This window comes from Microbacterium ginsengisoli (assembly GCF_000956535.1).
In the GTDB taxonomy this organism is placed as follows: domain Bacteria; phylum Actinomycetota; class Actinomycetes; order Actinomycetales; family Microbacteriaceae; genus Microbacterium; species Microbacterium ginsengisoli.
Window position 1 is genome coordinate 22,263 of the sequence record NZ_JYIY01000058.1, and the last position, 13,335, is coordinate 35,597.

12 protein-coding genes and 1 pseudogene are annotated in these 13,335 nt (G+C 69.7%); 9 read left to right on the forward strand and 4 right to left on the reverse strand.

The window, feature by feature from the left end; translation table 11 throughout:
- Nucleotide 1 precedes the first annotated feature (1 nt).
- From uvrC to RR49_RS02880, 9 genes are all read left to right on the forward strand, one after another.
- The gene (uvrC, locus tag RR49_RS02840) at nt 2-1,897 is read left to right on the forward strand and encodes an excinuclease ABC subunit UvrC (RefSeq protein WP_045246535.1); all 1,896 of its coding nucleotides are present in this window, start codon (nt 2-4) and stop codon (nt 1,895-1,897) included.
- Between the two features lie 24 nt (nt 1,898-1,921).
- Nucleotides 1,922-2,803 carry an RNase adapter RapZ gene (gene rapZ / locus RR49_RS02845; RefSeq protein ID WP_045246537.1) on the forward strand — a complete coding sequence of 294 codons (882 nt, stop codon included), beginning with the start codon at nt 1,922-1,924 and terminating at the stop codon, nt 2,801-2,803.
- A 35-nt stretch (nt 2,804-2,838) separates the two neighbouring features.
- Nucleotides 2,839-3,816 carry a DNA-binding protein WhiA gene (gene whiA, locus RR49_RS02850; RefSeq protein WP_045246539.1) on the forward strand — a complete coding sequence of 326 codons (978 nt, stop codon included), beginning with the start codon at nt 2,839-2,841 and terminating at the stop codon, nt 3,814-3,816.
- 161 nt (nt 3,817-3,977) lie between these two features.
- Nucleotides 3,978-4,604 (forward strand): superoxide dismutase, encoded by a 627-nt coding sequence (locus tag RR49_RS02855; protein ID WP_045246541.1) that lies wholly within the window; start codon nt 3,978-3,980, stop codon nt 4,602-4,604.
- Nucleotides 4,605-4,751: 147 nt separating this feature from the next.
- Nucleotides 4,752-5,762, forward strand: coding sequence for a type I glyceraldehyde-3-phosphate dehydrogenase (gap, locus tag RR49_RS02860; RefSeq protein ID WP_045246543.1), 1,011 nt, complete (start codon nt 4,752-4,754; stop codon nt 5,760-5,762).
- A 5-nt stretch (nt 5,763-5,767) separates the two neighbouring features.
- The gene (locus RR49_RS02865) at nt 5,768-6,985 is read left to right on the forward strand and encodes a phosphoglycerate kinase (RefSeq protein ID WP_045246544.1); all 1,218 of its coding nucleotides are present in this window, start codon (nt 5,768-5,770) and stop codon (nt 6,983-6,985) included.
- Entirely contained in the window at nt 6,973-7,764 is a 792-nt protein-coding gene (gene tpiA, locus RR49_RS02870) for a triose-phosphate isomerase (RefSeq protein ID WP_045246546.1), read from the forward strand. The genes RR49_RS02865 and tpiA overlap by 13 nt, the downstream gene beginning before the upstream one ends.
- Nucleotides 7,765-7,869: 105 nt before the next feature.
- Nucleotides 7,870-8,121, forward strand: coding sequence for a preprotein translocase subunit SecG (gene secG / locus RR49_RS02875; protein WP_045246548.1), 252 nt, complete (start codon nt 7,870-7,872; stop codon nt 8,119-8,121).
- A 6-nt stretch (nt 8,122-8,127) separates the two neighbouring features.
- Nucleotides 8,128-8,484: an RNA polymerase-binding protein RbpA gene (locus RR49_RS02880; protein WP_045246550.1), complete on the forward strand. Its 357-nt coding sequence runs from the start codon at nt 8,128-8,130 to the stop codon at nt 8,482-8,484.
- Between the two features lie 70 nt (nt 8,485-8,554).
- Here RR49_RS02880 and pgl read toward each other — a convergent pair whose 3' ends face one another.
- The 4 genes and pseudogenes from pgl to RR49_RS02900 all read right to left on the reverse strand — a co-directional run.
- The gene (gene pgl, locus RR49_RS02885) at nt 8,555-9,340 is read right to left on the reverse strand and encodes a 6-phosphogluconolactonase (protein WP_048809358.1); all 786 of its coding nucleotides are present in this window, start codon (nt 9,338-9,340) and stop codon (nt 8,555-8,557) included.
- A gap of 8 nt (nt 9,341-9,348) precedes the next feature.
- Complete coding sequence (locus RR49_RS02890) at nt 9,349-10,284, reverse strand: glucose-6-phosphate dehydrogenase assembly protein OpcA (RefSeq protein WP_045246554.1); 936 nt, start codon at nt 10,282-10,284, stop codon at nt 9,349-9,351.
- Nucleotides 10,281-11,831, reverse strand: coding sequence for a glucose-6-phosphate dehydrogenase (gene zwf, locus RR49_RS02895; protein ID WP_045246556.1), 1,551 nt, complete (start codon nt 11,829-11,831; stop codon nt 10,281-10,283). Before zwf ends, RR49_RS02890 begins: the two co-directional genes overlap by 4 nt.
- Nucleotides 11,832-11,865: 34 nt before the next feature.
- A pseudogene (locus RR49_RS02900) lies at nt 11,866-13,215 on the reverse strand (glucose-6-phosphate isomerase); the annotation flags it as partial.
- Nucleotides 13,216-13,335 lie beyond the last annotated feature (120 nt).

Consider the following 13,335-nt stretch of genomic DNA (forward strand, 5'->3'; position numbering starts at 1 on the left):
CGTGGCATCCGATCTGCCCTATCGCCCGAAGCAGGGCGAGATCCCGACGACCCCGGGCGTCTACCGGTTCCGCGACGCCCAGGGGCGCATCCTGTACGTCGGCAAGGCGAAGAACCTGCGCGCGCGCCTGTCGAACTACTTCGCGCCGCTGCACACCCTGCACGAGCGCACGCGGCGCATGGTCACCACGGCGGCGAGCGTCGAATGGACCGTCGTCTCCAGCGACGTCGAGGCCCTGCAGCTCGAGTACATGTGGATTCAGGAGTTCACGCCGCCCTTCAACGTGCGCTACAAGGACGACAAGTCCTACCCCTACATGGCCATCACCCTCGCCGACGAGGCGCCGCGGGTGATCGTCACCCGCAACCGCAAGATCCGCGGTGCGAAGTACTTCGGTCCCTACCCCAAGGTGTGGGCGGTGCACGAGGTCATCGACCTCATGATCAAGGTCTTCCCGATCCGCACGTGCTCGGATGCCTCCTACAAGAAGGCCATGGCGACGGGTCGCCCGTGCTTCCCCGGGCAGATCGGGCGCTGCGGCGGCCCGTGCTCGATGCGGGTGAGCATCGAGGAGCACCGTGCGATCGTCGACGACTTCGTCGCCTTCATGGCCGGTGGTGATCAGCGGGTCACCCGCCAGCTCACCGCGCGCATGCGCGAGGCCGCGGCAGCCATGGACTACGAGTCGGCCGCCGTCTACCGTGACCGCCTCAGCGCGGTCGAGGCGGTGCTCGGCAAGAGCGCGCTCGTGCTCAGCGACGACACCGACGCCGATCTGTTCGGCATCGCCGAGGACGAGCTCGCGGCGGCGGTGCAGCACTTCGTGATCCGCGGCGGTCGTGTACGCGGGGTGCGCGCGACGACCATCGAGAAAGAACTCGACATCGCGGGCGCCGAGCTCGTCGACCAGGTGCTGCAGCGCACCTACGGCGGCGCGGATGCCGCGGACATCCCGCGCCAGGTGCTCGTGCCGCAGTTGCCCGACGACGCCGCCGACCTCGAGGCGTGGCTGCGCGAGCGGCGCGGGAAGAACGTGACCGTCGGCATCGCGCAGCGCGGCCCGAAGGCCGACCTCATGCGCACGGCGACGATCAACGCCCAACAGGCGCTGCTGCTCCACAAGACCCGGCGCTCGAGCGACTACGTCGCACGCACACAGGCGCTCACCGATCTGCAGGAGGCGCTCGGACTCGCTGAGGCGCCGTTGCGGATCGAGTGCTACGACGTCTCCCACCTGTCCGGCACCAACGTCGTCGCATCCATGGTCGTGTTCGAGGACGGCTTGCCGCGCAAAGACCAGTACCGCTCGTTCGGCATCGCCGAGACATCCGACGACACCGACTCCATCTACCAGGTGCTCACTCGCCGGCTCGCGCACGTCGACGACGCTCCCGACGACTCCGTGCCCGAGGCGACCGACCAGGGCGAGGATGTCGTCGTGACGCGGCAGAAGCCCCGATTCGCCTACCGTCCCCAGCTGCTCATCGTCGACGGCGGCAGACCTCAGGTCGCGGCGGCGGAACGGGCCCTTCGGGACAGCGGCCACAGCGAGATCGCCCTCTGCGGCATCGCCAAGCGCCTCGAAGAGGTGTGGCTGCCCGGAGAGGAGTACCCGGTCATCCTGCCCCGTACATCGGAGGCTCTCTACCTCGTGCAGCGCCTGCGCGACGAGGCCCACCGGTTCGCGATCACCCACCAGCGAAAGCGCCGCAAGCGCGACATCACCACGGTGCTCGCCGAAGTGCCCGGCCTCGGCGACGCGCGCATCAAGGCGCTGCTGCGACACTTCGGCTCGGTCACCGCTCTCCGCGCCGCGAGCCCCGAGGAGATCGCACACCTGCCCGGCATCGGGCCGAAGCTCGCCGCGGCCGTCCATTCCCGCCTCATCGCTCGATAGGGTGGAGACGACGGGGAGGCGCGGATGGACCAGACGGCACCGGGTGTGACCGGCGAAGTGCTGGTCGTCACCGGGATGTCCGGTGCCGGGCGCTCGACCGTCGCCAACGCGCTCGAGGATCTCGGGTGGTATGTCGTCGACAACCTCCCGCCCCAGATGATCAAGCCGATGCTCGAGCTGTCCGAGCTCGCTCAGGAGGCGGTTCCGCGGGTCGCCGTCGTGCTCGATGTGCGCGGGCGCGACCTCTTCGAGCGCCTGCCCGAGGTCACGCGATCGCTGCGTGATGCCCGCCACCTGCGCGTCATGTTCCTGGATGCGTCGGACGATGTGCTCGTACGCCGGTTCGAGGCTGTGCGTCGCCCGCATCCGCTGCAGGGGGACGGCACGCTGGTCGACGGAATCCGTCGCGAGCGCGCGCGCCTGTCCCGGGTGAGGGAGAGCGCCGACCTCGTGGTCGACACCTCGCACTCGAACGTGCATCAGCTCACGACGAAGATCGCCGACCTCTTCGCCGAGTCCGGTGCGGCGCGGCACTCCGTGACGGTGATGAGCTTCGGCTTCAAGTACGGGCTCCCGGCCGATGCCGACCTCGTCGCCGACATGCGCTTTCTGCCCAACCCGTTCTGGGTCGAGGACCTCCGCTCCCTCACCGGGGAGGACGAGTCGGTGCGGGACTACGTGCTCTCCCAGCCCGGTGCGCGCGAGTTCCTCGACGCCTACACGGCAGCATTGCGCCCCGTGCTCGAGGGGTACCAGCGTGAGAACAAAAGGCATTCGACGGTGGCGATCGGATGCACCGGGGGAAAGCACCGCTCGGTCGTCATGGCTCGCGAGATCGCCCAGCGCCTCGACGACGTCCCGGGCGTGACGACACGCGTGGCGCACCGCGACCTCGGTCGCGAGTAGGCTGGAACGTCGTTCTCGAGCCCAGAAGGAGTGCCGTGCCGCTGACGGTCGATGTGAAGTCCGAACTCGTCTCGCTGCGTGACCCCCGCCCGACGGCGAGGGTCGCGGAGCTCACCGCACTGCTGCGGTTCGCGGGGGGACTGCACTCCATCGCCGGCCGGGTCGCGGTGGAGGCCGAGGTTGATTCCGAGCGCCTCGCGCGCCGCGTCGCCCGCGAACTCGCCGAGATCTACGGCGTGCGGCCCGAGCTGGCGCACGTGCAGGCGTCGGGTGGGCGCACCGGGATCGCCGTGGCCGTGCGGGTCATCGATCAGGGGGAGACACTCGCACGCCAGACCGGGCTCCTGGACCAACGTCGACGTCCCGTGCGCGGGCTTCCCAACAAGCTGACGACCGGCAGCCGCGGTGACCTCGCCGCGGTGTGGCGGGGCGCGTTCCTCGCGACCGGCACTCTTACCGACCCGGGTCGGTCCGCATCTCTCGAGATCGCCTGCCCGTCGTCCGAGGCGGCCATGGCGCTCGTCGGAGCCGGCGCCCGCATCGGCATCGCGTCCAAGGCTCGGGAGGTGCGCGGCGTGCACCGCGTGGTCGTCCGCGAGGGCGACGCGATCCGACTCGCGCTCTTCGAGATGGGCGCGCGCAAGGCGGCGTCGGAGTGGGAGCAGCTGCGGCAGCGCCGTGAGGTGCGCGCCGACGTGAACCGCCTCGTGAACTTCGACGACGCGAATCTGCGCCGTTCGGCGCAGGCCGCGGTCGCCGCGTGCGCGCGTGTGGAGCGCGCGCTGGAACTCCTCGGCGACGACGTGCCCGAGCATCTGCGCTCCGCCGGCGATCTTCGCCTCGCGCATCGGGACGCGAGCCTCGACGAGCTCGGCCACCACGCCGACCCGCCGCTCACGAAGGACGCCGTCGCCGGTCGCATCCGCCGCCTGCTCGCGATGGCCGACAAGAAGGCCGAGCAGCTCGGCGTCCCGGGCACCGAAGCGGCGGTGCCCGCCGACGCCATCGAGTGACCGACCGGGGCGCGAGGCGCCCCGCGAGCCGCACGCGAACGGTTACACCGCGTCATCCCGGGAATCAACCCGACGTGCGGCGTCGTTGCCCCTCAATAGGATGAACTCGTCACCCTCGCCGCGCCGAGGACACGGCCGGCGCCGATTCGGAAGAAGAGAACATGGCAACGTACTCCCTGCCCGACCTCCCCTACGACTACGCAGCACTCGAGCCGCACATCAGCGCGACGATCATGCAGCTGCACCACGACAAGCACCACCAGGCGTACGTCACGGGAGCCAACACCGCCCTCGAGCAGCTCGCCGAAGCGCGTGACAAGGGCGACTTCGCCTACGTCAACAAGCTCGAGAAGGACCTCGCGTTCAACCTCGGCGGACACACCAACCACTCGATCTTCTGGACCAACCTGTCGCCGGACGGGGGCGACAAGCCCACCGGCGAGCTCGAGTCGGCCATCACCGACCACTTCGGGTCGTTCGACAAGTTCCAGGCGCACTTCTCGGCGGCCGCCCTCGGCGTGCAGGGCTCGGGCTGGGCGGGTCTGTTCTGGGACTCGATCGGTCAGAACCTGATCATCCAGCAGTTCTTCGACCAGCAGGCGCAGTTCGCCGCCGGCACCGTGCCGCTGCTCCTCCTCGACGTCTGGGAGCACGCGTACTACCTCGACTACAAGAACGTGCGCGCCGACTACGTGAAGGCGTTCTGGAACATCGCCAACTGGGCCGACGTGCAGCAGCGCTTCACCACCGCCCGTGAGAAGACTGCGGGTCTGCTGGTAGTGTCGTGACCAGGTGAGGATGCCTCGGAGCCCTCGCTCTGGCGGGGGCTCCGGCATCCTCTTCCCATGGGATCGGCGCCCAGGGCCGACCCCGTTCCGCGACCCGATCGCGGATGGAAACATGCGCGTCAGCGCGACGAGAAAACGGGAGACACCGTGTCTGTCAAGATCGGCATCAACGGCTTCGGCCGTATCGGACGCAACTACCTTCGCGCGGCTCTCGCGCAGGGTGCGGACCTCGACATCGTGGCGGTGAACGACCTCACCGACACCAAGACCCTCGCCCACCTGCTCAAGTACGACTCGGTGGGCGGACGCCTCGACGCCGAGGTCTCGTACACCGAGGACTCCGTCATCGTGAACGGCACCGCCATCAAGGTGTTCGCCGAGCGCGACCCCGCCAACCTCCCGTGGGGCGAGGTCGGCGCGGAGATCGTCATCGAGTCGACCGGCCGCTTCACCAAGGCCGACGACGCCCGCAAGCACATCCAGGGCGGCGCCAAGAAGGTGCTCATCTCGGCTCCGGCCACCGGCGAGGACGGCACGTTCGTCATCGGCGTGAACGAGGACCTCTACGACCCCGAGACGATGCACATCATCTCGAACGCGTCGTGCACCACGAACTGCCTCGCCCCCCTCGCGAAGGTCTTCAACGACAACTTCGGCATCGAGCGCGGCTTCATGATGACCGCTCACGCCTACACCGCCGACCAGAACCTGCAGGACGGCCCGCACGGCGACCTGCACCGCGCCCGCGCCGCGGCGATCAACATCGTTCCGGCCTCGACCGGCGCCGCCAAGGCCATCGGCCTCGTGCTGCCCGAGCTCAACGGCAAGCTGAGCGGCTCGTCCTACCGCGTGCCGGTTCCCACCGGCTCGATCGTCGACCTGACGATCATCACCCCGACCGAGGGCCTCACCAAGGAGGCCATCAACGCCGCCTACGAGGCGGCGGCGGCCGAGGGTCGCCTCGCCGGCATCCTGAAGTACAACGTCGACCCGATCGTCTCCAGCGACATCCAGCAGGACCCGCACTCGTCGGTGTTCGACGCCGGTCTCACGAACGTCTCGGGCAACCTGGTCAAGGTGTCGTCCTGGTACGACAACGAGTGGGGCTACTCGAACCGCCTCGTCGACCTGACCGAGTACGTCGCCGAGCGTCTGTAATCGTCATGGCCCTGCGCACCCTCGCATCGCTGGGTTCGCTGGCCGGCAAGCGCGCCATCGTCCGTGCTGACCTCAATGTCCCCCTGCGGGACGGGGTCATCACGGACGATGGCCGTGTGCGGGCCACGCTGCCGACCCTCAACGCCCTTATCGATCAGGGCGCTCGCGTCGTCGTCGTCTCCCACTTGGGACGTCCCGACGGCGCCCCCGACCCCGCCTACAGCCTGCAGCCCGTCGCTCAGCGTCTCTCCGAACTGCTGGGAGCGCCGGTCGCGTTCGCGCAGGACACGGTGGGGGAGTCGGCGGCCGAAGCGGTCGCCGCTCTCGCAGACGGTGACGTCGCGGTGCTCGAGAACCTGCGGTTCAACGCCGGTGAGACGGCGAAGGATGACGCGACCCGTCGTGCGTTCGCCGAGCAGCTCGCGGCGCTCGGCGACGTGCTCGTCTCCGACGGCTTCGGTGTCGTGCACCGCAAGCAGGCGAGCGTCTATGACCTCGCCGAGCTGCTGCCGTCCGCGGCGGGCTTCCTGATCGAGAAGGAGGTCGAGGTTCTCGATCGCCTGACCGAGAACCCGGAGCGGCCCTACACCGTCGTGCTCGGCGGCTCGAAGGTCAGCGACAAGCTGGGCGTCATCGACCACCTGCTGCCGCGCGTCGACCGCGTGCTCGTGGGCGGCGGCATGCTGTTCACCTTCCTCGTCGCGCTCGGACACCCGGTGGGCTCGAGCCTGCTGGAGAAGGACCAGATCGAGACGGTCAAGGGCTACATCGCCCGCGCCCAGGAGCTGGGCGTCGAGCTCGTCCTCCCGGTGGACGCGGTGGTCGCGGCATCCTTCTCGGGCGACGCCGACCATGTGGTCGCCGCGGCCGACGCACTCGAGGACACCCCGTTCGGGGCCTCGGGTCTCGGTCTCGACATCGGTCCGAAGACGGCGGAGCAGTTCGCGGAGCTCATCCGGTCGAGCCGCACCGTGTTCTGGAACGGCCCGATGGGCGTCTTCGAGCTCGCCCCGTTCGCGGCCGGCACGAAGGCCGTCGCGCAGGCGCTCACCGAGGTCGACGGCCTCAGTGTCGTCGGCGGTGGCGACTCCGCCGCGGCCGTGCGCCAGCTCGGCTTCTCCGACGACGCGTTCGGTCACATCTCGACCGGCGGCGGCGCCAGCCTCGAGTTCCTCGAGGGCAAGAAACTCCCCGGACTGGAGGTGCTCGGATGGGCGCAGTGACCCGTACCCCGTTCATCGCGGGCAACTGGAAGATGAACCTCGACCACCTGCAGGCGGTCGCACTCGTGCAGAAGCTCCACTGGACGCTGCGCGACGCGAAGCACGAGTCGGGTTCGGTCGAGGTCGCGCTCTTCCCGCCCTTCACGGATCTGCGCCCCGTGCAGACCCTCATCGACGCCGACAAGATCCCGTTCGCGCTCGGCGCGCAGGACATCTCCACCCACGACTCCGGTGCGTACACCGGTGAGGTGTCGGGCCAGTTCCTCGCGAAGCTGGATGTCTCGTACGTGATCATCGGTCACTCCGAGCGCCGTGAGTACCACCACGAGGGCGACGACATCGTGGCCGCCAAGACCCAGGCGGCCCTGCGCCACGGTCTCGTGCCGGTGATCTGCGTGGGCGAGACGGCCGCCGACCTCGAGGAGTACGGCGCCTCTGCCGTGCCCGTGAAGCAGCTCGGCATCGCACTCGAGGGGCTGTCCGCAGACGCGGACATCGTCGTCGCGTACGAGCCGGTCTGGGCGATCGGCTCGGGCCAGGCGGCGACGCCGGAGCAGGCGCAGGAGGTCGCTGCCGCCCTGCGTGCGGTGATCGCCGACGCGCTCGGCGTCGATGCGGCCGCGCGCACGCGCATCCTCTACGGCGGATCGGTGAAGTCCTCGAACATCGCCAGCTTCCTGCGTGAGCCCGACGTCGACGGCGCTCTCGTCGGCGGTGCGAGCCTGGTGGCCGACGAGTTCGCGGCGATCATCCGCTTCCAGAAGCACGTCGGGGTCTGACCCCGACGACGCACGGTGACGCCCGCCACCTGGCGGGCGTCACCGCGCCGTTATACTGAACGTCTGTGCGTCCCGACGGGTCGCTTCGGAAAGGTTGTCTCGAAAGTGCAGATCCTCGAGTTCGTGCTCCAGGTGCTCCTCGGCATCACGAGCCTGCTGCTGACCCTCCTCATCCTGCTCCACAAGGGCCGCGGTGGCGGACTGTCCGACATGTTCGGCGGCGGCATGAGCTCGGCGCTCGGTTCGTCGGGTCTGGCGGAGCGCAACCTAAACCGCTTCACCGTCGTGCTGGCGCTCGTCTGGTTCGTGTCGATCGTGGCACTGGGCCTTCTCACCAAGTTCAACTCGGGACTGTAGGACAACATGGCCGCTGGGGGTAACGCCATCCGGGGTACGCGCGTCGGCGCGGGCCCGATGGGCGAGCAGGATCACGGATACCACGCGGAGCGCGTCGCGGTGTCGTACTGGGACGCGCTGGGCAACGAGACCGTGCGTTACTTCGCGGCGGGTATCGCCCCCGAGGAGATCCCCGACACGATCGACTCGCCGCATTCGGGGCTTCCTGCCGGCCGCGACAAGGCGAACCCGCCGGAGCTGGCCCGTACCGAGCCCTACAAGACCCACCTGGCCTACGTGAAGGAGCGTCGCTCCGACGAAGAGGCCGAGCAGATCCTCGATGACGCGCTGCGTCAGTTGCGCGAGCGCCGCGGCGAGTCCTGACTCGGCCGCATCCGTTCACGAACGACGACGCCCCGCCCCGGATCCGGGAGCGGGGCGTTGTCGTTGAGCGTCAGTATTCGCGGTCGATGAGCTGCGCAGGCACCTTGGCGGCGGCGGCCTCATCGACGAAGAACACGGTGCGCTTGCGGCCCTTGGCGCCTGCGGCGGGGACACTCGCGTAGCTCGCGCCCGCGAGGGCGAGGCCGAGTGCGGACGCCTTCTCGCTTCCGGTCATGACGAGCCAGACCCGCTTCGACGAGTTGATCACGGGACGGGTCACCGTGACGCGCAGCGGCGGTGGCTTGGGCGAGTCGCGCACCGGGAGGGTGGCGGCATCCGTCACGAGGATCTCGGGACGATCGGGGAACAGCGATGCCACGTGGCCGTCGGGTCCGACGCCCAGGAAGCAGATGTCGAAGCTCGGCCAGGCGCCGACCCCGGGGTCCGCGAAGCGAGCGAGTTCCGCCGCGTAGGCACGGGATGCCTCATCCAGGTCGAGCCCGCTGTCGCTCGGCGCGATCGCGTGGATGCTCTCGCGGGGGATCTCGAGGGCGTCGAAGAACACCGGGTAGACCGGAGTGTCGTTGCGCTCCGGATCGCCGGCGGGCACGAATCGCTCGTCCGACCACCAGAAATGCACGCGGCTCCAGTCGACCGTTGCCGCTGCCGGAAGCTGCGCGGCGGCCGCGAGGACCGCCGGACCCATCGATCCCCCTGTCAGGGAGATGTGGGCGAGCTTGCCGGGGTTCTCCGTGCGCGCAGCCACCCGCGCGACGAAACGCTCGGCGACGGCCGCGGCCACCTCGGCCGGGGTGGCGCGGACGACCACGCGCTTGTCGACGGCGGTATCGACCACGATTTCTCCTAAGACGCGGGAGAGCTCAGCAGTTCGAGCCCCTCAGTGACCACTCGACCATACAGGACGTCCGCGTCGAGGCGACGGAGCTCCTCGGCCAGGCACTCGCGCAGCGAGCGGCGGGGGAACGCGAGCTCGTGGCTGGGCTGATCGGGCTGCGTGAGGGTGGCCACCGCGGACTCGGGGCGCTCGAGCAGGATGTCGCCGCCGGGCCGCCGCAGTCGCACCGACTTGATACCCGACGCCCACTCGCTCTCGGGCAGGTACGCCCAGGCGACGTCCACGTCGAGCGCGAGTCGCAGCCAGGCTGCGAGCAGCGGCGTCGAGGGCGAATCGGCGGCGCCGAGTACCTCGACGCCCGTGACGTTCTCGAACGGGGGCTGGTCGAGCACGGCGGCCAGCTGTTCCCGCCAGCGCGTCAGTCGCGTCCAGGACAGGTCGGTGTCGCCGGGGGAGTAGCTGCCGCCGAGACGGGCGACGGCCGCCGCCGGGTCCGCCTGGGAGGCGGCATCCGTAATGCGACGCTGTGCGATCTTGCCGATCTCCGACGAGGCCGGGTCGCCGGGCGTGCGTCCCGGCCACCATGCGACGACGGGGGCGTCGGGCAGGAGCAGACCGGTCACGAGGCTTTCCGCATTGGATGCCGCGGCCCCGTAGGCGCGAAGCAGCACGACCTCGCTCGCACCGGCGTCGCCGCCCACGCGGATCTGCGCGTCGAGACGGGGCTCGGCGGCGTCCGGCTCCGCGACCAGCACGATGACGCGCATCGGGTGCTCGCGGGACGCGTCGTTCGCGGCTTCGATCGCCTCTTCGGCGACGCCGCCGGAGGAGACGATGATGAGGGTCAGTACGCGGCCGAGCGCGACAGCGCCGCCCTCCTCGCGCACGTCGACGAGCGACCGCGAGATCTTGCTGACGGTGGTCTCGGGGAGATCGATGATCACGGCCGCCTCCAGGTGCGTCCATCGCGGGTGAGGAGTTCGTCGGCGGACGGCGGTCCCCAGGAACCGGGGCTGTACTGCTCGAGCGGTCCGCCCTGGGCCGCCCAGAACTGCTCGATCGGATCGAGGATCTTCCAGCTGAGCTCGACCTCCTCGTGACGGGGGAACAGCGGCGGGTCGCCGAGGAGCACGTCGAGGATGAGGCGCTCATAGGCCTCGGGGCTCGCCTCGGTGAAGGCGTGGCCGTAGCCGAAGTCCATCGTGACGTCGCGCACCTGGGTGCCGGCACCCGGAACCTTCGATCCGAAGCGGATGGTGACGCCCTCGTCGGGCTGCACGCGGATCACGAGCGCGTTCTGACCGAGACCGGAGGTCTGGCTGCGACTGAACAGGTGCTCGGGCGCGGTCTTGAAGACGACCGCGATCTCGGTGACGCGGCGACCGAGCCGCTTGCCGGTGCGCAGGTAGAACGGCACGCCGGCCCAACGCCGCGTGTTGATCTCGAGCTTGATCGCGGCGTAGGTCTCCGTCGTGGACTCGGGGTTCATCCCGTCTTCCTCGAGGAAACCGAGCACCCGCTCGCCGCCCTGCCACCCGCCGCCGTACTGGCCGCGGGCCGTCGCCGACGCGAGGTCGGCGGGCAGGGTGACCGCCGCCAGCACCTTCTCCTTCTCGGCGCGCAGCTGCGCTGCGTCGAAGGTGATCGGCTCCTCCATCGCCGTGAGGGCGAGGAGCTGGAGGAGGTGGTTCTGGATGACGTCGCGCGCCGCGCCGATGCCGTCGTAGTAGCCCGCGCGTCCGCCGACGCCGATGTCCTCGGCCATCGTGATCTGCACGTGGTCGACGTAGTTGCGGTTCCACAGCGGCTCGTACAGCTCGTTGGCGAAACGGAGCGCGAGAATGTTCTGCACCGTCTCCTTACCGAGGTAGTGGTCGATGCGGAAGATCGAGTCAGCGGGGAACGCGCTGCGCAGTGATTCGTTGAGCTCGCGCGCCGACTCGAGGTCGTGTCCGAATGGCTTCTCGATGACCACGCGACGCCAGCGGTCGGGCGCATCGGCCGTGTCGTCCACGAGGCCGGAGGCCTTCAGCTTCTGCGCGACCACGGCGAAGTTCTTCGGCGGGATCGACAGGTAGTAGGCGTGGTTGCCCATCGTGCCGCGCTCGACGTCGAGCTGCTCGACGGTCTCGCGCAGGCGGTGAAACGCCTCGAGGTCGTCGAACTCGCCCTGCACGAACCGGATGCCCTGCAGCAGCTGCTGCCATGTCTCATCGCGGAACTCGGTGCGGGCGTACTGACGCACGGCGTCATGGACGACCTGAGCGAAGTCCTCGTCCGCCCAGTCGCGGCGAGCGAACCCGACGAGGCCGAACCCCGGGGGAAGCAGACCGCGGTTCGCGAGGTCGTAGACGGCGGGCATGAGCTTCTTGCGGGACAGATCGCCGGTCACGCCGAAGATCACGAGGGCGCTGGGCCCCGCGATGCGGTTGAGGCGACGATCGTCGGGGTCGCGCAGCGGATTGTGGTCGCGCGAGATGGTCACGGTCACGTGAGGGGTCCTCCGGGTACAGAAAGGGATGTCGCTACTGCGCGGCTTCGAACAGCGCGAGCACGTCGGCCTGCGCGTCCGTGAGCGTGAGCGTCACGACCGGACGCCCGTGCTCGGCGAGCACGGCGGCGTCTCCGGCCGCCTGCGCCGCGATGAGCTGGGCGAAGGTGAAGGGGCGGCCGGGGATCTCCACGTCGACGTCGGTCGACTCGGTGATCTGCAGGAACACGCCCACAGCGGGACCGCCCTTGTGGAACTGGCCGGTCGAGTGAAGGAAGCGCGGACCCCAGCCGAAGGTGGTGGGGCGCGCGGAATCCGCGGCGACCAGTTCGCGCAGGCCCGCGAGCTGGGGCGACGCGAGTCGGTCGACGTACGCCTGGATGGCGACGTAGCCGTCGGGTGAGAGGCGCTGCCACAGAGCGTCGAGAGTGCCCGCCACCGTGCCGGAGGCCGCGAGCGACGGGTCGGTGGTGCGCACCTCGATGCCGTTCTCGGTGAACAGCGCGGGCGTGGCATCCGGCGCACCGTCCAGCAGCGCGCGCGTCGCCGACTTGGCGGCCTCGACGTCGGGCTGGTCGAACGGGTTGATGCCGAGAATGCGACCGGCGATCGCCGTCGCATACTCCCAGACGATGAACTGGGCACCGAGCGAGCCGCTCACGAGGATCTCCCCGTGATGGTGCTCGAACAGGCGGTCGCCGTCGGCCTCGTCGACGAAGCGCACGATGCGCAGGTCGGCGGGACGGCTCTCGAGCTCGGGGGAGACGGGCAGCAGCACGACGGGGAGAATGCCCGTGCCCTGCTTGCCGGTCGATTCTGCGACGAGCTGCTCGATCCAGTCGGGCAGACCCTGCAGATGGGTGCCGTCGGAGATCAGACCGAGCTTGTCCTGACGCGGGTCGCCGGCGGCGATCGCCGCGGCCAGCACGAGCGCCGGGTTGCGTGGATCGTCGATCGCGACCTCGAGCAGCGTGGCCTCCGCCTCATCGAGCAGCTCGGTCAGGTCGATGCCGGCGAGGCCGGCGGGGACCAGTCCGAACGCCGTGAGCGCCGAGTACCGGCCGCCGACCGTGGGGTCGGCCGCGAAGACGCGGTAGCCCGCGGCATCCGCGCTCTGGTGCAGGGGGGAGCCCGGGTCGGTGACGACGACGATCCGCTCGGCCGGGTCGATGCCGAGGTCGCCGAAGGCCGCCTCGAACGCGCGCAGCGCCGAGTCGGTCTCGACGGTCGATCCGGACTTCGACGAGACGACGAGGGCCGTCTGGGCGAGACCGCCCGCCTCGGCGTCCCCGTCGATCGCCGCCAGCACCTGACCCGGTGCGGTCGAGTCGAGGATCACGAGCGGCGCCCCGAGGGTCGCGGCGATCACCTCGGGGGCTAGGGCGTGTTGATCAAGAGGTTCCGCTCCTCGGTGGGTGAGTCTTGAACGGTGACGCGACAGGAGATCTCTGACGAGGTGTGGGCCGTGATGGAGCCGTTGATGCCGACGGTGACCGGTCGGTCG

Bases quoted from the DNA above. Each gene is read 5' to 3' on its own strand.
- rapZ (WP_045246537.1), top strand. From the start codon at position 1,922: ATGGACCAGACGGCACCGGGTGTGACCGGCGAAGTGCTGGTCGTCACC.
- RR49_RS02855 (WP_045246541.1), top strand. From the start codon at position 3,978: ATGGCAACGTACTCCCTGCCCGACCTCCCCTACGACTACGCAGCACTC.
- RR49_RS02865 (WP_045246544.1), top strand. From the start codon at position 5,768: ATGGCCCTGCGCACCCTCGCATCGCTGGGTTCGCTGGCCGGCAAGCGC.
- tpiA (WP_045246546.1), top strand. From the start codon at position 6,973: ATGGGCGCAGTGACCCGTACCCCGTTCATCGCGGGCAACTGGAAGATG.
- RR49_RS02880 (WP_045246550.1), top strand. From the start codon at position 8,128: ATGGCCGCTGGGGGTAACGCCATCCGGGGTACGCGCGTCGGCGCGGGC.